Below are 24,753 nucleotides of genomic sequence, written 5' to 3' on the forward strand. Positions count from 1 at the left end.
ACGCGGCTTGTTCATTGACCTTGTGGACTGTAGAAGGTCCACGTGTGGATTGTGATGCAATCCCGATTGGCGAGGAATTTGATTAAACAGAAATTACTCAGCCAGTGGGTTTCGCATTCACGCGAATTCCATGACGCACGAGGCTTCTCTCAATGGAGAACTTCGGACCGAGTGGCTTCCGCAGTTTCGCAACGGCATTGGCCAGCGGATCGCCAGTGAGTTTTGTCAACTAAATCACCCTCATCGGAGCCTCCGGGAGATTCTCGCCGATTGGCGCGTCGTAATGTCGTGTCTGCTGGCGAAACCCTCGCGGGCGCTGTGGATGATAGATCGCGAAAGCGATGGATGATCCACGCGATGAGATACTTACAACTGAAAAGTAGGACAGAGAGTCATGTTACCTAAAACAATTCGAATGATCGGTCATCGAATGACCATCGGCGCATCCGCGATCGCTCTCGTAGCGATGGCGCTGCTTGCGCCCCGCTCGTATGCCCAGAAGGGCGGTACGGGACTGATGAATGATGAAGTCACCTGGCCAACCACATTTACCCTTGGTTTTGGTGGAGCTGCTAACGCGAACTGGCAGGGATCCGGCACATTTTCCTCGATGCCCACCGATGGTAGCGTCAATACTGACCCACAAGGCACCGCCGCCGGGCAGTATGGCTACAACCAGAGCCATGTGCTCGTGCAGCCGGAATTCCATATTCTCGCGGAGATTCCGATCGCGAAGAACTGGATGTTCGCACCGCGGATTTCGTACAATGACTACAGCCTTCGATGGGACCAGCAAGCTTCCACCGCCGTAGCAGGTGTTGGCAATCAGGCGCTCGTTGCTTCCATCGCGAATATTGGCGCGGACTTGCTGTTTAAGTATGCGTTCAGCAACTTCCATGTGATGGCGGGAGCGAATCTTGCGACCCCGATCCATGACATGTGGTACGCACACAGCCAAAACATTTCGGATGCCGTGGACCAAAAGAATGTGGTCCCGAATGAGGCCAAATTCCTCGCGGCACTCAAAGGCGGCGTCGGATATGACATTCCGCTCAATGCCGGAAATACGATTTGGCTGACGCCGGAAGCGTTCTTCAGCTATCCTGTTACCGATTACGTACAGGACCCGAATCCTCCGAGCAACAACCGTGAGTTGTTCCCGGTCACGCTTTCTGGTGGTGCGAGCTTGAAATTCGCACTTGGTGGTGGCACTCCACCGCCTCCGCCGCCGGTCGCACTTGCCGCCAGCATTACGGCTCACGGTATTATGCCGGATGGCTCAATCACGGCCGAACCGGTATCCCCGCAGCAGGCGCTACACACGCGGAGCTCTATTCCATTATTGCCATACATCTTCTTTGACGACAATTCGTCAGTCATTAGCGCGCGGTACTCGCGCACCGGTGCCACTGGCTATAGCGAGCAAAGCTCCCTCAGTGGCAAAGATGCTCTCCAGGCAAACCATGAACTGCTGGATGTCGTCGGCGAGCGCATGAAGAACAATCCTTCGCTGACGCTCCGGTTGACAGGTACGAATGCCAATGCCAAGGAAGAGAAGAATAACATCGCACTTTCGAAGGCACGTGCAACGGCCGTTGCGGATTACCTGACGTCCACATGGGGAATTGATCGTAGCCGGATCACGGTCGATCAGCGCAATCTTCCCGAGTTGCCGACCAATCCTGTGACGAAAGCAGGAATGCAGGAAAACCGCCGCGTAGAAATCAGTTCGACCTCGACCGATCTCACGGCTCCTGTAAAGATCGAAAACCGTCAGGCGCTCAGCGTTGGACCGACGGAAGTGCGTTACGATATGACCGTTACGCCAGACCCTTCGACCCACACGTATGCGAACTGGACTGTAACACTCGATAAGGATGGCGTGCAACTCGGCACACCGATCTCCGGAACCGGCGCTCCGCCTGCCTCGACCACTACCGAAGTTCCGGATGCCTCGAAGTACATGAACCAACCCGTGCATTATACACTCGTCGTCACGGACGCTCAGGGTCAGACGGCCAAGGCCGATGGCTACACACGCATCGTTCCGAAGACCGTCGATCGTGACGATCTCGAGAAATTCGCGATGTTGTCATTCGATTTCGACCGCGCCGACATCAACCAACGCGCACATCAGATGCTCCAGTTGATCAGTGAGAGCGTCAGCCGCGATGCCACCGGTGTCAAGATCGATGGCTATTGCGACCAGACTGGTACTGCCGAGTACAACCAAACACTCAGTGAGGCCCGCGCGAACGCTGCTGTCACCGCGCTTCGCTCGATGACCAGCTTGCCAGCGAACGTCACCGTTCACGGACATGGCTTCCGCGACCTCCGCTTTGACAATGACCTTCCAGAAGGCCGTCAATTGGATCGCCGCGTTGAGATCACAATTGAGAAATCGAGCCGATAAGCTACGAATTTCTTTGGTAGGCTTGAAGGGCACGTCCGGCGGACGTGCCCTTTCTGTATGGGTCGGGAAAAAACGATAAGGAAAACGAGAATACGCCTCCTCAAAAGCGAAAGAGGATCACATTTTGAAGAGCCAATAGACTTTACTGCGGGAAATCAGCGCAATCCTTGCATGGGTGGCGGAGCAGGCTGCGGATGAGGAAGCGGGTTGCCGGGCACTGGTTTAGGCGTCGGATCGGGCATGGTGCCGGGCGTCGAGGGCTGATGCGGCGGATTTGGCTGCATGGGTGGAGTGGTCGGCTCCGATGGAGGCGTGATTGGCTGTGGTGCCGCCGGACTCGAGAAATGTGGGTCTGTGCTTCGCATTATGGTAGGAATCCAATGGGTATCTTAAACCCATGAACGGGCGCATTCGTGCAAGCAGCGTGCCGCGGCAGTGCGGTGGCAGTGCCGTGGCAGTGCCGCGATATGGTGATGGGGGCAAGCTGAAAAAACCCTCACGAACTTTCGCCAAAAGGGCCGCTGTTGAGAGTCGGAGTCATTACGGTGGGGAGCACCATCGGCCTCGATCTCAACTACGCAAGTTCGATTTACACAATCGATGCGATGGGAGAGGCGGTGTATTAGCAAGAAGTCATTGCGGCACACGGCTTGTTCGAAACTTCATTGCACGCCAAAACGTATCCAAAAGAACACGAAATGGGAAAGCATTTGAGCGTCGTCATTCGGATCGAGGTCTCGTTTAGTTAATCAACACCAGCCTTACGGCTTATCATCATGTCAAAGTTTTACTATAACCCACGCCGACTGGCCATGACCGGGGCCATCCTCATAGTTGTGAGCGCCCTACTCGGCACCCGCATCGAACGCGCCATGAGCGATGATAACATCATGGAGCAAATCGACAAGTACGGCGAAGTGCTGAATATGGTCCAGCACTATTACGTCGATAAGGTCGATGTTTCCGAACTGAACGACGCGGGAATCGTCGGCTTGCTGGGTAAACTCGATCCCCACTCGGTCTATATGCCGCCGAAGAACGTCAAGGAACAAGATGAGTCCTTCCGTGGCAATTTCGAAGGCATCGGCGTTTCCTTTATGATTTTGAAGGATACCATCACCGTGGACTCACCCGTTCCGGGTGGACCGAGCGAACAGCTTGGCATTCGCGCTGGTGATAAGATTGTGACGATCGATGGACACTCCGCGCTGAAATTGCATGAAGAGGATGTGCGCAAGGAACTCCGCGGTCCGAAGGGGACGAAAGTTACAGTTGGTATTGTGCGCTATGGACAGCCGCAACCCATGAACTTTACGATCACCCGTGACGTGATCCCGTTGGTCAGTGTCATGGCGCATTTCATGGTCGATCCCACGACAGGCTATGTGGATGTTGGCCGGTTTGCCGGTACAACCCACGCTGAATTACTCGATGCACTCAATGATTTGAAATCGAAAGGAATGCAGCGCGTAATCCTCGACTTGCGAGGAAACCCCGGTGGATACTTGGAACAGGCCGTTCAGGTGGCCGATGAGTTTATCGGTGGCAACAAGACCATCGTATATACCAAGGGTCGCGTTTCGAATTTTGACGACGTGCAAGTTTCACAACCCGGACAAGCGTTCGAGAGGACCCCGCTCGTTGTACTGGTCGATAATGGATCGGCCAGCGCCAGTGAGATCGTCAGCGGTGCCTTGCAGGATTTGGACCGCGCGCTCATCGTCGGTCAGACGACCTTTGGCAAGGGACTTGTCCAACGGCAATTCCCACTCAAGGATGGCAGCGCCGTGCGGCTCACGATCTCTCGGTATTACACTCCGAGTGGTCGCTCGATTCAACGGCCGTATGAAGGTGCACACTACATGAAGTCCACGACGTATCAGGATGAAGATGAGGATAACTACTCTCATTCATACGACGTAACTACTGATACATCACGACCGAAATTCAAGACGGCTGCCGGGCGTACTATTTATGGTGGTGGTGGAATCACACCGGACTTCATCGTCCGCAACGACACCCTGCAGACCGCCACCAAGCGGCTTCGTGCGGCGGGCATTCTTGCGGATTATGTCGAGGACTATGTGACCGAGCATGTCGGTGAGATCAAGGCACACGATAGCGCTTACTTCATTACGAACTTCAAGCTGGAATCGAACTGGGCGGACAAGATCCTTGCGATGGCGAAGGAAGAGAAGAATGGTAAGCCACGGGCCGAGGTGGATATGAAGGAATTCAATATCGACCGCGCCTGGATCGGAACGGAACTCAAAGCCGCGATTGGCGGTCGGATCTATGGCTACAACGTCGCAACGATCGTCCTGCTGCCGTTCGATCGGCAATACCAAAAGGCATATAATGTGCTCGGTGAAGCAGGGCATCTTGCGCAGGCATTTAAGTAATAGGTATTTAAGTAATCGATTATCATATCTGAGGTTGTTAGCAGCCGGCGCCATTCTCAAGCGCCGGCTGTTGATTTTTACAATTGTGTAATCGATAGCCGTAATGGATCATGCCAACCGTCATCAGCCACAGTATTGTCGGCATGGGGATCGCCCAATGGCCGCGCTTCGTCAAAGGACGGAGACTTCTGTTCGCCAGCATTATTCTTGCGGCATTACCGGATACCGACACCATCCTGATGGGTATCTTCGGGCACGATTCGATCTTTCGCCATCGAGGGATCCTGCACTCCGTGTTCTTCGCGATCGTTTCGGCAGGGATCACCGTATGGCTCTTCAGGCACAAGCAATGGATCTCGCATGACGCGGTGTGGAAGCTCTTCGCCGTCCTCTTCCTCATTGCGTTTTCTCACCCTTTGCTCGATGGCTATAGTACTGGCGGATATATCGGTGTTGCATACCTGGCGCCGTTCGATAACACGCGGTACGTCCTCGGCGACTTGCTGCCGCTGGCGCCGCTCGGCCCAGCAAAACTATTGAGTGAGCGTGGAATTAGCCTGTTCCTTGCGGAGGCCGGTATGCTCTGGACGTTCGCAATCGGCTCGTATTATTGGAATCGAGTCAGTACCGATCGCTCGCGCTTCCGAACGATTGCCGCATGCTTCTGGCTGTTCGAGATGATCCTCTGGGTTCATGCCGGTCTTGCCTAGCATCGCGTCGGCATCCCACCAGAATATTTCGCCGGAACGAACACGAGTGTGGCCCTGGATGTAATTGCCAACTAATCTATACCTGTGAAATCCAAAGCGCCAAGAGTCATACCTGACGAACCTGCTCCCATCTTTGAAGGCTTCTCGAACGAGACATTCAAATTCCTGCACGGCCTGAAAAAGCACAACAACAAGGAGTGGTTCGAAGCACACCGCGATGACTATGAGCGGCACCTGTGCGAACCATCGAAGGCGCTCGCCTATGCAATGGGCCGGTACTTCAAAGAGCATGATCTGCCGCTCGTTGGCAACGCGAAGACGTCGCTCTTTCGCATCAATCGCGACATTCGATTCAGCAAAGACAAATCGCCGTATAAGACCCACATCGGCCTCTCGTTTCCACTCGAAGGAACAAAGAAGGAAGAATGGTGTGGGTATTACATCGGATTCGAACCGGCAAAGACCGGCAAGGGTATGCACGTGTACGTTGGCGGCGGCGTGTACATGCCGATGCCGCCACAACTCAAGCGCATTCGCGCGAAGATCGCCAGCAACCATAAGGAGCTGACGAAGATTATCGGATCACCTGCTTTCAAGAGACTATACCCAAAGGGGCTCGAAGGGGAATCGCTAAAGCGAATTCCCATCGGCTATGAAGAAGGGCATCCCGCTGCGCAGTGGCTCAAGCTCAAGAGCTTTTTGTTCGGATTCGATCTTGCAGACAGTGAGTTGTTGAACGAAGAGCTTCCGGATGTTCTTGGAAAGAAGTTCAAGGTAGCACTGCCTGTTGTGTTATTTTTGGGAAGCGCCTGATTCGGAAGAATGCACTCTATAGAATCTATATAATCTAGAGATTGTATAGAAGTTAATAACGCAAGGGAAAGTTACCCGCTTCAAATGGACCAACTCGCCGCCAAATACCGCTCTCACTTTCCGATTCTGGAAACATCCAGCTATCTGATCTCGAACTCGCTTGGCGCCATGCCGCGCGAAGTCGAGTCTGAGCTGAAACAATACACGGACATCTGGCAGACCGAGGGCGTCGAGGCCTGGCATGCATGGTTTCCGTTCGTCGACGAAGTGAGCGGTCTCATCGCGAATCTCATCGGCGCCGATTCCAGCAATGTCACGCTGATACATAACCTTACGATTGGCTCTGCGCTGATCGCAAGTTGCCTCGACTTCACTGGCAAGCGAAACGAGATCGTCTATTCCGATCTCCACTTCCCGACCATTTCTTATCTGTGGCAAGGCTGGCGCAAGTATGGTGCGGTGCCACATGTCATCGAAAGCGATGGTATCTGGACCGAGACTGAGAAGTACATCGAAGCGATCGACGAAACGACGAAGCTCGTCGCGCTCTCGCATGTCTACTTCCGGTCAGGTGGCTTGCAGAATATCAAGCCGATTATCGAGCACGCACACAAGATGGGAGCGCTCGTCATGGTCGATTCGTATCAGGCAGCCGGTGTTGTGCCGATCGATGTCAAGGCTCTGGACTGCGACATTCTTGCGACCGGCGTTCTGAAGTGGTTGTGTGGCGGACCCGGCGCGGCATTTATGTACGTACGACCCGAATTACAGGAGCAGTTCCGGCCCGCCATTCGCGGCTGGCTCGGTGACCGGGAGCCATTCGAGTTTCACATGCCAGATGTTACATTCGAAAGCGGCATGCACCGCTTCCTGACTTCGAGCATTCAGGTCCCGTGTCTGCACACGGCGCGGCCAGCGCTTCGGATGTTCAACGAGATCGGTATTGCGGCGATTCGAGAAAAATCACTTCAGCTTACCGGCCGGCTGATCGTGAAAGCAGACGAGCACGGATTCACCATCAACTCACCGCGCGAAGCCGCGAAGCGAGGCGGCGCGCTCACAATCGATCCGCTGGGAAACAGGAAACATCCAAAGCTCACGACCAAGGACATCTGCGATGAATTGATTCGCCGCCGCTTTATTGTGGACTATCGTCCGCCGCTCGGCATCCGTATCGCGCCACATTTCTATAACACGATGGACGAAATCGATGCCGTAACCGAAGAAATCGAGCGGATTTTAGCAGCGTGAGGCTATCTCTCGATCAGGATTTTGCTGAATTCGCCATCCACTTCAATCACATATAATCCAGCGGCAAGATCGTGAACGTCGATCGATACCGATCGTACGCCGGATCCAATTTGTTCGCGAGCGACAGCGCGACCCAGCAAATCGCAAAGCGTGAGCATGCGGGGACCATTACTCGGTTCGAGTCCAACCGTTGCGGTATTGCTTGCGGGATTCAATGAGATCGAAATATTGGATTTCGGCACTTGAGAGAGCGCGACACCAAGTCCTCCCGCCACCCGCGATCGAAACAGCCCTCTACTCGTCGCATAATAAAGAGTGTTTCGGTCACCGGCATAGGCCGTTGGGTTCGGAAGCGTATCCGGTGTTTCAAGCCGTTCCCAGATCAAGCCGTTCGAGGTGCCATAAAAGTACGGAGCGCCATCCCCTGGCAGAAGAAACCCCAGGTGCCTAGACGAATTGCAGGTTGCCATCCCCCACGGAAACGGGATGCGCATGCTATCGCACCACGTTTGGCCATCGTCTGTCGTCGAGTATACGAGCGAGTCCTGCACGGCGAACCAGGTTTCCCACTTAAGATACTTAACGGACCAATACCCGCCTTGCGACCAGGGCAGACGTTGGTGCATGATGGTGTCCCAATGGATTCCGCCATCGGTTGTCCGGATCAGCTCGGTGCTCCCGACCCATGCCATTCCGGTCGATTCGTCGCGGAAGTCGAAAATGCCGATCTGTTTACCCGGATTGCCAAGCAGGGTCGTTATTTTCCCCTGATCGACGAGCAACAGCGACGGCCAGCCTACGACATCCGTGTTCGTGTTCCAAATAATATTACCCGAGGGCATCAATTTGATATTGAAAAAATAGTCTCCGGAGCTTCGATCGAGCAGGCCAGCCTTGATCGTGACATAATCGGTCCACGTCTTACCGCGGTCCGTTGTATGGCGGATCGCCGGATAGACCTCCTCCCGCCAATCGGGATCGTAGATGATCGAATCGACATACCCTCCGACATAGCAATCATTGACCGAAGACCCCTCCACGGTAACGGGGAGAAATCCGCCCGGGTGATCATGGAAGCAATAGCCGACCTCGGAGCTGTCCCATGTTTGACCGCCATTCGTTGAGGACATCACCGCATACTCGCTGACCGTCGCGGATTTGATGTAGAGGAGGGTATCGGACGTGAGAGCGCGAAAGCTTGCGCCGTAGTAGCCCGAGAGAACAGTCGTCCATGAGCCACCTTGCGCATGCGCCGGATGGGAACTGGCAACGAAACACAGCAATGCAAGGTGCGTTGAGAGGAGTCGTTTCATACGGAATTGAACTGGCGATTTCTCTGCAAAGATACGTTGGTTCTGGGGGTATCATTTTATGACCTTCCTGCCGTGGGAGCAAACCCTTCCCGAGACTGTTTAGGGCGACCGTAACGGATAGTGGATAGTGGATCGTGGAATCGATAGTCTTCGGTTCACTTTTCGTTCTCCTCTATCCACTATCAACTATCCACTACTCCGTGAACATCTCAATTATTGGAACCGGCTACGTCGGCCTTGTGACGGGCGCCGGATTCGCCGAGACTGGCAACCAGGTCCTCTGCATGGACATCATCCCCGAGAAGGTCGAGAACCTCCGTAAGGGGATCATTCCGATTTTCGAGCCGGGCCTCGAAGAACTCGTGAAGTTCAATGTCCAGGAAGGGCGTCTGAAATTCACGCTCGATCTCAAGGAGGCCGTCGATCATGCCGAGGTAATCTTCCTCGCACTGCCGACGCCGCCCGGTGCCGATGGCGCTGCCGATCTTTCGATGGTGCTCGAGACAGCGAAGGGTATTGCACAACTGGTGACCGAGCCGAAGGTCGTCGTGAATAAGTCCACGGTGCCGGTCGGTACGGCCGACCGCGTTCGCGCCATCTTCGAAAGCAATACCGATATTCCGATCGCCGTCGTATCGAACCCGGAATTCCTGAAAGAGGGCGCGGCGGTGCAGGACTTTATGAAGCCGGACCGCATTGTCGTCGGCTCTCGCGATCCAGGCGCGATTATGATTATGAAGGAGCTGTACGAGCCGTTCGTCCGCACCGGAAATCCGATTTATATCATGGACGAAAAATCGTCCGAGTTGACGAAGTACGCGGCGAATTCACTGCTCGCGACGAAGATCAGCTTTATGAATGAGATCGCAAACCTCTGCGATCTTGTCGGCGCGGATGTCGAGCACGTTCGCATCGGCGTTGGGTCCGATGGACGCATTGGTCCGCAGTTTCTCTTCCCAGGCGTCGGCTACGGTGGGAGCTGTTTCCCAAAAGATATCAAGGCGCTGGTCAAGACCGCGGAAGAAATGGGACATGACTTTGCGATTCTGAAAGCAGTCGAGGACGCCAACAACCGGCAAAAGACCCAACTGCTTCGCAAGATTCTGCTCCACTATAACGGCGACATTACCGGCAAAACATTTGCCGTCTGGGGCCTTGCGTTCAAGCCGCGCACCGATGACATCCGCGAAGCGCCGGCTATCGAGATCATCACGGGCCTCATCGCTCGTGGCGCACGCGTCCATGCCTCGGACCCGGCAGCGATCGCGCCGATGAAAAATGTATTGCCGGAGTCCGAGAGTCTCAAGTATTTCCGTAAAAACACCGATGCGCTCGAAGGCGCGGATGCGTTAGTCGTCGTGACGGAGTGGAATGAATTCCGCAATCCGAATTTCGAACTCATCGCCACCAAAGTCCGCGACAAAGTCATCTTCGATGGCCGCAATATCTATGACCCCGAGCGCATGCGAGAGTTCGGATTTACATACTTCGGGATCGGAAGGCGGTAGGCTCGTCTAGGGCCAGCGCAGAATCCTTCTGCGACTGGGAAGAGAAGACGCTCTGCGATACTGAGACGAGATGAATTCAAAACACGAGGAGTGGCGTTCTTAGGCCCATGCCACGAACCCTCATCACCGGCGGCGCCGGATTTCTCGGAAGTCATTTGTGCGACCGCTTCATCTCCGAAGGCCACGAAGTTATCTGCATGGATAATCTTTCAACCGGCTCGATGGAGAATATTTCGCACCTCATCGGAGTCCCAAGTTTCCGGTTCATCCATTACGATGTGACGCAGTTCGTCTATGTCGATGGCCCGGTCGATTACATCCTGCACTTTGCGTCACCGGCAAGTCCGATCGACTACCTGAAGCTGCCGATCCAAACGCTGAAAGTGGGTTCGCTCGGTACGCACAAAACGCTTGGACTTGCGAAGGCGAAGAACGCGCGATTCCTCATCGCTTCGACCAGCGAGACCTATGGCGATCCAGCCATTCATCCACAGCCGGAGAGTTACTGGGGCAACGTCAACCCCATCGGTATCCGCGGCGTATATGATGAAGCGAAACGATTTGCCGAGGCGCTGACGATGGCGTACCATCGCTATCATGGCGTCGATACACGGATTATTCGCATCTTCAACACGTATGGCGAGCGGATGCGCCTGCACGATGGTCGCGCGATTCCGGCCTTTATGTCGCAGGCCTTGCGCAGCGAGCCGATCACAGTGTTCGGCGACGGCTCGCAAACGCGTAGCGTCTGTTACGTAAGCGATCTCATCGAAGGTATCTACCGTCTGCTGATGTCGGATTACAATCTGCCGGTTAATATCGGCAATCCGGATGAAGTGACGATGCTGGAACTTGCAAAAGAGATTCTGGCGATGGTGCCGAAGAGTGGAAGCGCAATTGTGTTCGAGGAATTGCCACAGGACGATCCAAAAATTCGGCAGCCAGATATTACACTGGCAAAATCGTTGCTTGGGTGGGAGCCACGCGTGCCGCGCGCGGAAGGATTGAAACGAACGCTGACATATTTTCGGCAGGCTGTGAAGGCGGAACAGACCGCCTCGGCCCGCACCTGAATCAGGCGGTGACGGCTCGTTCTTTGGAAATTAACTTTTCGATGCGGCCGCGCAGCACCTCAGTGAGGCTTGCTTTGTCAGCCGGCACGAGCGATTCCGCAATGATCTGTTGAGCGCGATCGATAAGCGAGAGTTCGAGCAGGATTTCGGCAAGCTCGGTCGCAACAGGAATGGTGTCGCGATGGGTAAGCCCGCGATGTTCTCTGTAAATTGGATAGGCGCGATCGAGAAGATCGAGTGCGCCGGCGAGATCGCCTGTGATTCGGAGGAGTTGACCGTACGCCGCATAGGAAAAGCCTGTGTAGATATGATCGGCGCCAAGTGTCGCGATTCGAATCCGCAATACTTCTTTGTAGTATTCACCGGCTTCATCGAGATTTCGTCCAGCCCGTCGAAGTACATTGGCCAGATTGTTAAGGCTGATGACCGTCTCGGGATGTTCGGCGCCGAACACTGTTTGGCGAATCTCAAGGGCCCTTCGGAAATAGGGCTCGGCGCGATCGAAGGCCTGCTGCCCGTAGAGCATGCTCGCGTAGTTGTTCAGGATCGTCGCCGTCTTTGGATGTTGCGGTCCGTAGGCCCGCTCGCCAACTTCAAGACAGCGGAGAAACAGTGGTTCCGCTTTCAGGGCTTGGCCGCGCTCGTTATGCAGCGAAGCCAGGTTGTTCAGCAAGGTACAGAGATCGGGATGATACGCACCAAGCCGGGCTTCGATGATATTTCCGGCACGCTCGAGCAGGCGCTTGGCTTCTTCGTAATCTCCCTGATAGAGCCTCAGGATTGTTCCGAGATCGTTCAGGGACTCCGCCGTCTCCAAGCTTTGTGCTCCGGATGATGCCTCGACTTTTTTCAGGACGCTTCGATACATGGCTTCGGCTTCGCTCCGCTTTCCCTGAAGCGCTTGTGCATCCGCCAGGTAGCGCATGGCTTTCAGAGTCGTATGATGCTCGTTGCCGAAGCGTCGCGCGGCAGCGTCCATCGCAATTCGTGCTGCGCTTTCCGCTTCGTCATATTTGCCAAGCTGCCGGAGTAGAAACGCATGCTGAGTCTTTACCAGGATCTCCCGGAGACTTGAAGACGATCGCCCAGTCGATCGCGTTGGATTGGCAGCGACCAACTGCATTGCTGTTTCGAGCGAGTCGGCGGCCTGTTTGAGATCACCGCTATCCATGTATGCGATACCAAGCTCGAGGCGAATATCAATCGACATGTCAAGAGCATCGGGGTCGTTTTGATATGTATCACTCTTTGGAGCAACTGCTGGGCAAAGATCGAGCGCTCGCGTACCACTCCGGACCGCTCCTTGCAGCCATCCGGCATTATGAAAGAACAGCGCGAGTGCATACAGCAGCTTCCGTTCTTTCGATCGATCGAGCTTCGAGGCCTCAACGCCGGTAGCGCGATAGCGTTCGAGTGCTGTCTCATATTCTGAGACGACATCGATGTTCCAGGAATTCTTTGTTGATGCTTCGGGCCTGGCAACGGAAGTTTGTAGCTTTTCCAGTGTAAGCCAATATCCGAGCAGATCGTATGTGCGCGAGCCTTCGGTCAGATGAGGAAGAAGCTCCACATCGAGGAGCGTTTCTTTGAGTTCGGTCCAACTTTCTGCCCGGCTTAATAACCAGGGCAGCGAATGGGCTTTGATTGCGGACGCTTCCGTGGTTTGGAAGAAAGCAGCCAGAATCTTCCAGGCGTTTCTCTTCTCCAAAGCCGAGCCCAGGTAGCGACGTTCGATCGCAAAGCGGAGGTGATCGTGAAAAAAGCTTAAGCGGCCGCGCAGCCGGACAAAATGAAAATCGAATGCATGTAGCAGCAGCGAAAGTGTGCTGCGGTCCAACTCGCTTGCAGCTAATAATTCGGATTCTGATAACCCATGGGGTGCGGCCCACAAGCGCGTGAGCAAGCGATGGATTTCTTCTTTCCCGTAGTCGTTCTCCAATCGCTCGAGAATTCTGGTAAACAGATCGGGAATATCTTTTGAAGCAAGGTAATGCTCGATCTGCCGATCCAACTCCTCGTGCATGCCTTGCAGTCGCAATTCTTCAAGTAGCGTCCGCAAAAAAAGCGGGCTCGAAGATTTTGGATCGCTGACGATTCTGTTTTCCTGCGAGCGAGCGAGCTTCTTCCGATACCCCGCGAGATATTCTCGTAAGACTCTTCGCCGGACATCTGGCGTGATCGGCATCACGGCAACCTCGGGCCACCCGCGGTCTCGCAAGCGGCCAAGTGCACCGCTCTTTGTCGATGACAGCACCCATTTGATGTTGCTCGGCATGTGCTCCGGCAGCCAACTCAGGAATTGACCGTCTTCCGTAAGCTGATTCATCGCATCGACCAGAATCAACAGGCGCTCACCCGTGACACGCGCCAGCCACGATGGAAACACTCGCTTGAGTTCTTCGGATGATTGCGGCACTGGATCTTCCGAGTGCGTCCGCTCTCGAATCTCTTCGATGATCCGCCGCATCAGCGTGTCCGGATCGGTGCTCGCCGCGGTCACCCCGATATAGTGCTCGATGATAAAAAGATTCGGATCTTGCGAGCGCAGCTTCTCGGCCCAATATGCAAGCAGCGAGCTTTTGCCGCCGCCAGATTCGCCAGTCAAGACGAGAACCGGTTGCGGCGCTCGCAAGTGAACGTTCAAGCGGTCCGTCAGCGCAAGATCGGGCACATACGCCTTTCGACGGCTTTGCGCGAATGCCGAATGGCCGGCTCGCTCCTGATCCAGCCATGAGGTCGTTTTCGAGCTTGGCCAATGTGTTTCGATCAGAGCCGTCAGATCCTGCTCGATCAGAAACCCAAGTTCCTGAGGCGATTTAAAAGTAGGAACTCTGCCGACATGCCCTGTCACTTCTCGCTTCAGCCGAGTCAGTCGTGGATCCTCTTTTGTCGCGCCTGAGGGCCGAAAATAGACAAGCGGTTTACTACGACCCGGACTGTGATTGAGGAATGCGTGACGAAACTCTAATTCCGTTACACTCTGGCCATTCCGAATAGCGGTCTCGAGCCAAGGCTGATCCTCGCGCAACTCCGGATCCTTTTCCAGCTCTTCGATTGGTGGCACCCAGCCGTAACGCTCGCCCAGCAACCCGATGAAGAACGGATGGCAACTATTGATCTCTTCAAGACACGTTCGAATGATCCGGCCCTTCTGACTGTCTTCTGCCGTGAGCCCCCATCGAAGATCGATTTCGGTGAACTCCAAACCCCTTTCGCGGCAAAGGCTCCGAAGTGCCGGAAAGACTTTCTTCGCAAGGTAATCCCGCTCACCGAGAAAATCGGTGAACGTGGAAGAAACGAATAGCCGAAGTTCAGTTGAGGAGTCCATAGCACTTCCACTCGGCCGACCATCTGGCGAAAGATCGCGTTCGAACTTCTCGAATCGCAATTCTTGCTTCAGATCGATCCGATCGTTCGCATCCGGAATTAATGCCAGCCATTCATCAGATAAATAAATTGCGCGTATGAACCAACACCGGAGCTGTTTGGGATAGAGGTGCCAACCTGGGTTGTCCCATCACTTTGATAGATGTTCAAGTTAGCCGTTCCATCTGCATCATTGAGATTATTATATACCCATACGATCTGGCCGTTTGTGCCGGGTGGCAATACGACTTTCGTGTCCTGCGTGTTGTCCCAATCACCACCTTCCTTCAGCACGAGAACTGTCCCATACGTAAACGTAGCCAAATGCACACCGCCAGTCGAGGCCGTTGACTCTTCTTCGTAGGGTAGTACCGTGATGCCTTGTAGCGTTGTCGTCGTGGGCTGCGTATTATTACCGATGGTTGTCGTCCCATCGTTCGATGCAGTATTGATTGCAGTATTGCCCGCGACAGTCAGCGTGTGTGTGCGATAGCCAATCGAAGTAGTGCCATCACCGGAAGCGGTATTCATCGTTGCAGCACTGGCGTGCAGATCGGTAGTGTTGGAGGCATTGCCGATTGTTGTCGCGCCGTCCGCTGCCGTCGTATTAATGTCAGCAGCTCCATGCGTCGTCAGCGCACCCGTTATAGTGGTGGTTCCAGTTGCATTACCAATATGCGTCGAGGCGCTCCCGGCAGAGTTGATATTTGCAGTTCCAACAACATCCAGCGTCGTCGTTGTTGTCGCTTGAAGCGTGGCATCGCCGGTACTGGCAATACGCGTGGTCGATCCAGTCTTAAAGTCGCCACCAGATGTTTTAATGTCGCCAGTTATGCCGAGATTCGTGCCGGAAAGCGTTAGCGATGGCGTTGCACTCGCGTCATCAAATAGTTTATATCCTCCCGAAGCCCGTGCCATGAACTGGTTCGCCGCATCGTTGGATGTGGAGGTACTGCCATCGCCATAGACGAGCGAGTTGGCCTGACCGTTCGTCGATGCGTTGCTGCCGAGTGCGGTCGAGTAGTTGCCACTCGCTGTGTTATTGGCGCCGATCGCCACGCTATAGTTGCCGTTGGCAGTGCTGCCATTGCCCATCGCGGTGCTGCTCGAACCGCCAGCAGTGGTTTGAAAGCCGAGCGCGGTGCTATTGTTTCCGCTTGCGGTCACATACGCTCCGATGGCGGCAGAGTTGCTACCGTTTGCCATAGCATTGTCACCGACAGCTAAAGAAATCTCTCCAGTTGCGGACGATTGATTGCCAAACGCGGTCGAGGACTCGCCACTGGCAACATTGTCGCTCCCGGCCGAAATCGACCATGCTCCGACACTTGCGTCATCCCACGCTGTTCCACTGACTTGTCCCGCGCGGAATGCCGCTTTCGCCGGAATCCACTCAAGCCGTGTGCCTGCGCCGCTGGCCGGCGTTGTACCGGTTGAACCGCTGGCAAGAATGCTTTGGCCGTTGGGGATCCCGATGGCCGTGGCGCTCATCGTTGCGAACGTTGTGGTGCCCGCACCTGTGCTGCCGCCGAGCGTAATCGTCCCGCTTGGCGCCGCCGAATTGTTCGTGGTCAGCAGACTAAGGTTCGAGCCTGCGGATGTCCCACCATAGATGGTGGGCGAGAAAAGAGACGTGTTAAAGGTCGCCGTCGAAAATGTGGCGTTGGTATTGATCGTAACGCCAATGGTCGGGTCGATCGTGATCTGCGGTGTGCCAGAGGTACCGCCAGTTTTTAGATAGATGGATCCATTGGCCGCCGAGCCGCCACCGCTGACTCCGGAAGCGAGCGTCAGGTTACCGCCATTGCCGGGGACTGCACCACCACCACCCGGACCCGCGTAGACGGTGAGTGGTCCACCTGTCGCACCGGGTGGATTAGTCCCACCATCTAATGTGGGGTCAACATAGATAATCAATTGGGCATCCGATTGGATCGTACGCGGATTGGATGTACCATCAATCTTGACACTGAGACCGGAGGTGATTGCGCCAGATTGCAGATCGGTCGTGGTCATTCCGTATGGATCGAGCGTCAAAGGAGAGGCTGTCGTGCTTCCATCGGTAACGGTAAACGTCGCCGTTCCACCGAAGCACTCGAGCTGGGTTTGGGTCGAGCCATCAATCATCGTAAGCGAACCGCCGCCCAAATTCAGATCTTTCCAACGGTGCGTGGGGTTACCGAGGCTCTGCGTGTTATCTCCAACAGGCAGGATATCTTTCGAGGCATTCAAGACGCCGTACACATTCGTAGGCGACGTAGCCGAACCAAGGAATGTCGATCCGGTAACCGTGAGCGATCCGGAGATCGTCGTGTTGCCTTGCACCTCTCCGCCCTTGGAGCCATCGAGCGAGGCGCTGCTGCCTTTGAGCAGGATCGTATTGGTCGCGGGATCGACGGTGGCAACCATGCCATCACCAGTCTGGATATTCAAATTCTTACCATTGCCAGAAACAGTCTGACCGTTGAGCGTCACAGATTTGATATAGTCGGCCGAAATCTTGCTCTCGGAGATCGACTTATCCGCGACATTGAGCGCGTATGCCGTTGCCGAAAGTGGAGCGAGCGGACGCATTTCTTCGCCATCGCCCACTTGCGCGCCCAGCCAGAGCGGACGATCCAACATCGGAGCTTCCGGGAGTGGTATGCTGCCGGAGCCCAGCGCGATCGTGAATACTCCACCGGTCGTCCGCGTGACATAACTATCCCGCCAAACCTCTTGCGTGCCGGCCTCGTCCGAATAGAGACGAATGGTGACCTGATAATCGTTATCGGTCGCTGGCGAGCCGTCGGCCATTCGCAGCACGCCCTGATAGCTGATCGTTCTTGGCGTGCTCGCGGACAAGTTGCGAGTTTGCGCTCGGAGCGACGACAGGCTCGAGTCCAATAGTAGCAGCGTCGCTATCAAAAGCGCCACGGCATTAGAGTTGTGTTTCATAATGAGATTCTAAGAAAGAAACAGCGCTTCTGAGAAGCTCAGATAGGACGAGAAAAACAATTTCCTAACCGCAGAACAGCCAGACTCAGAGCGGCGAACACTCCAAAGATACAACATTTACTGGGGCAAATAATGAATTGCACTCAGAGGCCGCAAAATCGTCAAATTTGAGCGTATATGCAACCATGGTGGGGATTAGCGGAGCGCCGTGGGAAGAGGTGTTGGCTGACCAAACAATGACAGGTCACAAATTAAATGCGTAGTTTTGCAGCGACCGATCCAATCCTATTCCGACGATCCACACGGTCCCCTCGACCATTTGTTTAGATATGAAGAAATCTCCTTTGATCCTACTGGTGACGGCGCATTGCGTGCTGCTCTTGCTCTGCTGGGCATCGACTACTATTCGCGCGCAGATGACGAGCGATAGTCTAATCAATCGCACACTGAACCTCGTGGATTATCCTCCCTTCGTTCGCCATGGCGAACCGCCGCCGATGAAGCCACGTCTTGGCATTTACATGCGCGATATTTCCGCTGATTCCGTTCGCACGCTTACCCATGGAAAAGACTCAATGAAGGGAAGCCCGATCTGGCATGTCGCGCCGCATTGGTCTGCTGATGATGCTGGTCTGATGTTAGGTGATGTCGTCCTCCGAGTGAACGGCCGGACTCTTGCAGACTCTGTCTATGGACCGGACGACGTTCTGAATACTCGGATCAGCACGATGCACGGTGGTGATACCCTGCAGTTTCAAATCATTCGCAACGGTGAAATCCGGGAGATTCCCGTTCCGCTTCATACCGGCAAACGCTCGCCGATGGCATACTCGGAACCAGCAGGACTTGGGCCCCTTCGTGTCAATTCCTGGATGCAACGGACCATCGCCGCGAACGGCCTCACTGGCTGGGCCGATACCATCGCCGAGCAAATCGCCAATGCCGCGGACATAGATTTTTGCGATTTGCCATTCACGAGCCGGCCGAGTCCGTTTCGGTTGAATGCCATCACCTACCTGGAACATCATCCCACGCGCGTCGGCGCCCTCTCGCGATTGATCGATCAAAGTGTCTGGGATAGTCTCGATCGCGGGCAAGCCTCGGAACAAGGAGTGGCTGGAGCCATCGATGCCGCGGCATTCCAGTTGGGTTGCCTGCCAAGCGAGCATGCACGCGTAAGAGCACCGGAATCCGTGGAGGATCTGAACGCATATTTCGCCAAAGTACAATCGCTTCTCGATCGTGCCTATGCGCCCGTCGGTGGGAGGAACGAACGTGGACCGTCTCATCTCGATTCGCTGGCGCGCGGACTTTCAGAGTTGCTCAATGTCGATCATAATTGGGAGGACCCGGTCGATTCTACCACGGATCCGCTGAAGCAACTGGCGGTTCGCAAGAGTGCGGAGAAGATGCTCGCCGGGTTGCTTGGCGATGCGGACAAGGTCCATCTTGCGGATATCGTCAGCGCAGCGCGCATGCTTGCCGCTCTGGCGGATACCAACTGGGTGCGCGGATTTGAGCTCGATGCGACAAAAAGTTTGAAGTGGTCCGGCAAGCCGTTCGGCCCAATGACCGATGTTCCCGGCGTCGATGGGGTCGTGCTTATGCAATGGGTGACGCCGCAGGGACGTTGCGTCATTGGCGGCACCGGACGAAACCGCTATTATGGTGACGACTTTGCACTCATCATCGATCTCGGCGGAGATGATGTGTACGATCTTCCGCCCTGCAGGACGGGGACGTTCCGAGTTGTGGCCGACATTGCCGGCAACGACATCTATAATGGCCCCATTGCTGCCGGCATTGGATGCGTCGATCTGCTCGTCGACTGCAGCGGCAACGATGTCTATCGCGGCACAAGCTGGACGCAAGGCGCGGGATGCCTTGGAATCGGCATGCTCGCCGATTTTGGCGGCGACGATATTTACGCCTCGCATTGGTGCTCGCAAGGCGCCGCGTTTCTCGGCATTGGCCTGCTCTACGATCATGCCGGTGACGATCAATACCGCGCCGATGTGTATTCCCAAGGATTCGCATATGCAAAGGGTTTTGGGATGCTGCTCGAGCGTTCGGGCAATGACGCATATCGTGCCGGATGGAAATACCCTGATGACCGGTGGCCGAATCGCGCGCATGTTGCGATGTCACAGGGCTTTGGATTTGGCATGCGGCCCTGGAGCACTGGAATTGGGACCGATGGCGGAATCGGGCTACTCAGCGATGTTCATGGCGACGATGTGTATGACGCCGGTATTTTCAGTCAGGGCGGAAGCTACTGGTATGCGCTCGGCATCCTTCACGATTGGCAAGGGGCGGACCGATACTCTGCCGGACAATACTCACAGGGCAGCGGAATCCATCTCTCCTTCGCTGCACTGCTCGACGATTCTGGCGATGATAGTTACGATGCGTATGCGTGGCTCGAGCAAGGAAATGCTCACGATTGGTCCAGCGGGTGTTTAGAAGATTGGGCCGGCAACGACACGTACCGATCCTCCGGTGCCTCGCAGGGATGCGGATTCTTCGTCTCCTTCGCTTATCTCCTGGATGGTCATGGCGACGATCGCTACTATATAAAGCAATCGGATACCACGAACTCGCAGGGTGGTGGCAATTTCATCCCGCCACGCCATAGCGGCTCGCTCGGAATGCTCATCGATTTAGGACACGGCGAGGACTGGTACTCCGACACCCGAGTTAAACCTGGCACGGCCGTCGTCAAAAGCTACCGAGGGATTCTGTTCGATGATGGAAACCCGGAGAAGAAGTAGCGGCAGGCACGATGGCCGGTGTGGCACGGCCTTCAGGTCGCAGTCAGAATAAGTCCGGCCTAAAGGCCGGGCTACACCGAGGCGTATTTTCGAACCGGCCGCCGACTATTGTGTACTTTTGTGAGTCCCGCGTGGCTGATGGGTCACCCACCAATGGACGATTGGAGAAACATATGAATCAAACGCTCGCTCGGCTTGCCGGTTGTGTCGTCCTTTGGGCATGCACGTTCAGCGTGTCCGCATCGCTCGCACAACCACCGATGTCGATTGGTAGCGGTCCGCGTCTCATCAGCTATCAGGGCTTCATGATGGACAAGGATCAGCGGCCTGTGAATGGCACACACACGATTGCCATAAACTATTACAGCGAAACCAGTGGAGGCAATTTAGCCGGCGGCGAGACCTTTCGCAATGTCGTCTTCACCATGGGAGTTTTCGAAGTCGTGCTTGGAGGTGGATTTGTTCCACCTCAGTTTCCTGCCTCCATGACTTTTGCCGAACCCGTTTGGATTGAGTTCACACTTGACCCGGGTGCGCCTACTGAGCAAGTATTTCCGAGGGTAGAGCTATCCGCCGTGCCGTATGCATTGAACTCAGAGCGAGTGAATGGGCTTCAGGTTTTCGATCATCCAATCAACGGTGCGCTTTGGCCGCTTCCACTCGACGCGAGTGGACGAATCGACACCTCGATCTTGCCGATCCCGCAACGGTCAGTTCAAACGATAAACAATATCGCGTCCGATGCTGGCGGCAACCTCGCGCTCACGGCAAACGGCAGTGTCGGACTTTTTCCAGATCCAAGTACGCATTCGATAATGATCTCATCGCCGCCCGCAGGGATGGTACCCGTTGGCACAACGGCCCAGCGACCCGCGACATCAGCGCAGGGGATGATCCGATTCAACACCGATACGAATAAGTTCGAAGCCTTCGATGGCAGCGTGTGGCATAACCTTAATTAGCAATCATCATGAAATCACGTATTGCTTCGCAGATTGGTGTGCTTGTGTTTACGGCGATCATGCTCGCCACAACGGTTGGTAATGCGCAGATACAGATACCGCACCTCATCAGCTATCAGGGGCTGATGGTGGACGGCAATCAAAAGCCAGTCATCAACAAACATACTGTTACGGTCAATTATTATGATGCGGCGTCCGGAGGCAACTCTTTTGGAACGGAAGTCTTTAAATCGGTCTCATTCGTGGGAGGAGTGTTCGATCTAATCCTCGGATCAAGTTTTGGTCCGATACAACAATTTCCGGCTACCCTCAAATTCGACAAGCCCATTTGGATCGAGCTTATTTTCGACCAAGGGGCAGCCGATGAGCAAGTCTTCGAACGGCAACTACTCCTTTCGGCACCATACGCGATGAACTCAGAGCGCGCAAACGGCCTTGAGGTTTTCGATCGTCCGGTCAACGGCGCGCTTTGGCCGGTGCCACTCGATACGAGCGGTCGGATTGATGCTTCGATCTTACCAGTCCCTCAACAATCGATTCAAACCGTAAGTAGCATTGGACCCGATGCCGGTGGCAATCTTCTTCTCACGGCTGGCGGTGGAATTACACTTACTCCGGATGCAAGCACGCATTCGATTGCGATCTCATCTCCTCCCCAGGGCATGATGCCGGTCGGCACAACGGCCCAGCGACCCGCGGTGCCACCGCAAGGGATGATCCGGTTCAACACCGACACCGGCAAGTTCGAAGGATTTGATGGGACGGCCTGGGTGAACCTGAATTAGATATCGAGACCCATTCTTCAGAATTCCCGGGAGGCTTCCCGGGAATTCTCAGGACAGATTAATGCTCCGAACGCCAGCCTTTGCCACCAAAGACAAAGTGATACGCACCGCTGAGCGGGACCAACACGTTGGCACCTCCCACATAGACGCTGACGCCATCGAGGTCATCTGTCATCACAATCATTTCCTGGCCATTCACCACTTGGGATAATGGAAGGCTGAGTGTTGCCGGAGAACCAGGAATACCATTCGACTGCACGTTCGTCACAACCGAGGTAGCGGCTATAACTGCGCCGCTCGCGACAGATTGATAGTTGTGGTATAGCCCGCCATTGCCTCCCGAGACCGTCGCGATCTGTTGGTCCACATAAAGCTTTGTTGCGGCGTCGCTATCGTTGATCGGTGTGGCAAGCTCCGTGATCGAATGGTGGTTCATGTTGAAGTTGCCACCAAAGATCGAAGTCCCAAAGACATTGAGCGTACCACCAATAAACGTGTTGCCTGTCAGCGCATTAACGACGAACTGGTTATTGGAAATCGAAATATTGCCAGTCGAAATCAGTGTACCGCCGATATAGGTGTTACCATTCGATGCGTTGATATTAAACATATTGTTCGCCACCGAGAAGTTGCCCCCAAGGTTGAAGATGCCTCCAACGCTGATCGTGTTCGTCAGATTGGTGATCGCGAACATTCCGTTGTTGATGTTGATATCACCAGCAATCGAAGTCGTATGGTTCGCAACATTCACAATAAACTGGTTATTCGCAACGGAGAAGTTGCCTCCGGAATTGAGCGTTCCGAACACGTTGGTATTGCCAGTGGCGCCAAACACGGTGAACATGCCATTGTTGATATTCAGGTTTCCGGCGAAGGAGGTGTTGCCGGTCAACGCGTTAACGATAAACATGTTGTTCGCGACCGACAAGTTGCCGACAGTGTTGAATGTGCCGAAGACGTTCGTGTTGCCCGTCGCACCAAACACCGTGAACATGCCATTGTTGATGTTCAAGTTTCCGGCAAACGAAGTATTGCCGGTCAGTGCATTGACGATGAACATGTTGTTTGCGACCGACAAGTTGCCGCCCGAGTTGAACGTGCCGAACACATTCGTGTTGCCAGTCGCGCCGAGCACGGTAAACATCCCATTGTTGATCGTCAGATTGCCAAGGAACGACGTGTTGCCATTCAGTGCATTGACGATGAACATGTTGTTCGCAACCGACAGATTGCCGACGGAGTTGAATGTGCCGGAGACATTCGTATTTCCGGTTGCTCCGAGCACGGTGAACATCCCGTTGTTGATCGTGAGATTGCCGTGAAAGGACGTGTTGCCGTTCAAGGCATTGACGATGAACATGTTGTTTGCGACCGACAGGTTGCCGATAGAGTTGAACGTGCCGGAAACATTCGTATTTCCAGTCGCTCCAAAAACGGTGAACATGCCGTTATTGATGTTCACGTCGCCCGTCGAAGCGATGATGCTGATCATCCCGTTATTGATGTTCAAATCGCCCAGGAATGAGGTGTTTCCATTGAGCGCATTGACAATGAACATGTTGTTCGCGACCGAAAGATTGCCGCCAGAGTTGAACGTCCCGAAAATGTTCGTATTGCCCGTGCCTCCGAACACGGTGAACATCCCGTTGTTAATATTCACATCGCCGGTCGAGCCAAGCACCGTGAACATGCCATTATTGATGTTCAAATCGCCGAAGAATGATGTGTTGCCGTTAAAGGCGTTGACGATGAACTGATTATTCGCGACGGAGAAATTACCGCCGGAGTTGAACGTACCCGAGACATTCGTATTTCCGGTTGCGCCCAATACAGTGAACATCCCATTGTTAATTGTAAGGTTGTTCGTGAGCGAAAGATTGAAGAAGCCCGGTGATGAGGTGATCGCGATGTCCTGCGGCGTGCCGAAGGTGATCGTTCCGGCGGAGTCGGTCAGCAGCAACTGATTCGGCGTGCCGCCAATCATCAGATCGGAACCGACGCCAGATAGCGGATGGCCGTTGATCATGACGTCCGCAATGTAGTCCGTTGCCATCTTGCTCGCCGTGATCGAACTATCGACGATGGACAGAGCATACGGTGAGGAGGACAGCGCAGTTCGTGGAAACAGCTCCGCTCCACCATCGATGGAAATGCCCAGCCACAGTGGCACCGACATCTGCGGCAGTGGCTGTTGCGAACCGAGCTGGACCATGAAGAGGCCCGACTGAATGGACGCGCTGAATGTGTCCTCCCACACCAGGTCCGAGCCTGTCGCCGAACTGTAGAGCCGGATCGTCAAGGAATACGAGCCATTGACCGGAAGTCCGGAACTCTGGATGACCCCTTGATAGGTAATCGTGCGAGGCACATTCTGTGATTGCGCGGCATGAGTCAGAAAAAGGGCGATACATGCTACGCAATACGAGGCAACTCGTGAAAGCTTGAACAT

General features: G+C 54.6%; 15 protein-coding genes. 10 read left to right on the forward strand and 5 right to left on the reverse strand.

The window, feature by feature from the left end; translation table 11 throughout:
• Positions 1-415: 415 nt before the first annotated feature.
• Positions 416-2,413 carry an OmpA family protein gene (locus tag Q8902_01325; GenBank protein MDP4198195.1) on the forward strand — a complete coding sequence of 666 codons (1,998 nt, stop codon included), beginning with the start codon at positions 416-418 and terminating at the stop codon, positions 2,411-2,413.
• A 155-nt stretch (positions 2,414-2,568) separates the two neighbouring features.
• On the opposite strand, the gene Q8902_01330 is transcribed toward Q8902_01325, so the two are convergent.
• On the reverse strand, positions 2,569-2,778 hold the full coding sequence (locus Q8902_01330; protein MDP4198196.1) for a hypothetical protein: 210 nt from the start codon (positions 2,776-2,778) through the stop codon (positions 2,569-2,571).
• Positions 2,779-3,189: 411 nt separating this feature from the next.
• Here Q8902_01330 and Q8902_01335 point away from each other — a divergent pair, with 411 nt between their 5' ends.
• The 4 genes from Q8902_01335 to Q8902_01350 all read left to right on the forward strand — a co-directional run bounded on the left by Q8902_01335 (position 3,190) and on the right by Q8902_01350 (position 7,589).
• Positions 3,190-4,815, forward strand: a complete 1,626-nt coding sequence (locus Q8902_01335; protein ID MDP4198197.1) for a S41 family peptidase — start codon at positions 3,190-3,192, stop codon at positions 4,813-4,815.
• Between the two features lie 110 nt (positions 4,816-4,925).
• Entirely contained in the window at positions 4,926-5,525 is a 600-nt protein-coding gene (locus Q8902_01340) for a metal-dependent hydrolase (GenBank protein ID MDP4198198.1), read from the forward strand.
• An 84-nt stretch (positions 5,526-5,609) separates the two neighbouring features.
• A complete protein-coding gene (locus Q8902_01345; GenBank protein ID MDP4198199.1) occupies positions 5,610-6,338 on the forward strand; it encodes a DUF2461 domain-containing protein in 729 nt (242 codons plus the stop codon).
• An 84-nt stretch (positions 6,339-6,422) separates the two neighbouring features.
• Entirely contained in the window at positions 6,423-7,589 is a 1,167-nt protein-coding gene (locus tag Q8902_01350) for an aminotransferase class V-fold PLP-dependent enzyme (protein MDP4198200.1), read from the forward strand.
• Positions 7,590-7,591: 2 nt separating this feature from the next.
• Here Q8902_01350 and Q8902_01355 read toward each other — a convergent pair whose 3' ends face one another.
• The gene (locus Q8902_01355) at positions 7,592-8,902 is read right to left on the reverse strand and encodes a hypothetical protein (GenBank protein MDP4198201.1); all 1,311 of its coding nucleotides are present in this window, start codon (positions 8,900-8,902) and stop codon (positions 7,592-7,594) included.
• A gap of 200 nt (positions 8,903-9,102) precedes the next feature.
• Between Q8902_01355 and Q8902_01360 the strand changes: the two genes are divergently transcribed.
• Both Q8902_01360 and Q8902_01365 read left to right on the forward strand, forming a co-directional pair.
• The gene (locus tag Q8902_01360) at positions 9,103-10,410 is read left to right on the forward strand and encodes a UDP-glucose/GDP-mannose dehydrogenase family protein (GenBank protein MDP4198202.1); all 1,308 of its coding nucleotides are present in this window, start codon (positions 9,103-9,105) and stop codon (positions 10,408-10,410) included.
• A 107-nt stretch (positions 10,411-10,517) separates the two neighbouring features.
• Positions 10,518-11,483 carry an SDR family oxidoreductase gene (locus Q8902_01365; protein MDP4198203.1) on the forward strand — a complete coding sequence of 322 codons (966 nt, stop codon included), beginning with the start codon at positions 10,518-10,520 and terminating at the stop codon, positions 11,481-11,483.
• A 1-nt stretch (position 11,484) separates the two neighbouring features.
• On the opposite strand, the gene Q8902_01370 is transcribed toward Q8902_01365, so the two are convergent.
• Both Q8902_01370 and Q8902_01375 read right to left on the reverse strand, forming a co-directional pair.
• Positions 11,485-14,811, reverse strand: a complete 3,327-nt coding sequence (locus Q8902_01370; GenBank protein ID MDP4198204.1) for a tetratricopeptide repeat protein — start codon at positions 14,809-14,811, stop codon at positions 11,485-11,487.
• Between the two features lie 98 nt (positions 14,812-14,909).
• Positions 14,910-17,786, reverse strand: coding sequence for a hypothetical protein (locus Q8902_01375; GenBank protein ID MDP4198205.1), 2,877 nt, complete (start codon positions 17,784-17,786; stop codon positions 14,910-14,912).
• Between the two features lie 329 nt (positions 17,787-18,115).
• On the opposite strand from Q8902_01375, the gene Q8902_01380 reads away from it, so the two are divergent.
• The 3 genes from Q8902_01380 (at position 18,116) to Q8902_01390 (ending at position 22,304) form a co-directional block, all read left to right on the forward strand.
• Positions 18,116-20,557 (forward strand): PDZ domain-containing protein, encoded by a 2,442-nt coding sequence (locus tag Q8902_01380; protein ID MDP4198206.1) that lies wholly within the window; start codon positions 18,116-18,118, stop codon positions 20,555-20,557.
• Between the two features lie 173 nt (positions 20,558-20,730).
• On the forward strand, positions 20,731-21,519 hold the full coding sequence (locus tag Q8902_01385) for a hypothetical protein (GenBank protein MDP4198207.1): 789 nt from the start codon (positions 20,731-20,733) through the stop codon (positions 21,517-21,519).
• An 8-nt stretch (positions 21,520-21,527) separates the two neighbouring features.
• Complete coding sequence (locus Q8902_01390) at positions 21,528-22,304, forward strand: hypothetical protein (protein MDP4198208.1); 777 nt, start codon at positions 21,528-21,530, stop codon at positions 22,302-22,304.
• A gap of 58 nt (positions 22,305-22,362) precedes the next feature.
• Here Q8902_01390 and Q8902_01395 read toward each other — a convergent pair whose 3' ends face one another.
• Entirely contained in the window at positions 22,363-24,753 is a 2,391-nt protein-coding gene (locus Q8902_01395; GenBank protein MDP4198209.1) for a hypothetical protein, read from the reverse strand.

It is taken from the genome of Bacteroidota bacterium (assembly GCA_030706745.1).
Classification (GTDB): domain Bacteria; phylum Bacteroidota; class Ignavibacteria; order Palsa-1295; family Palsa-1295; genus PALSA-1295.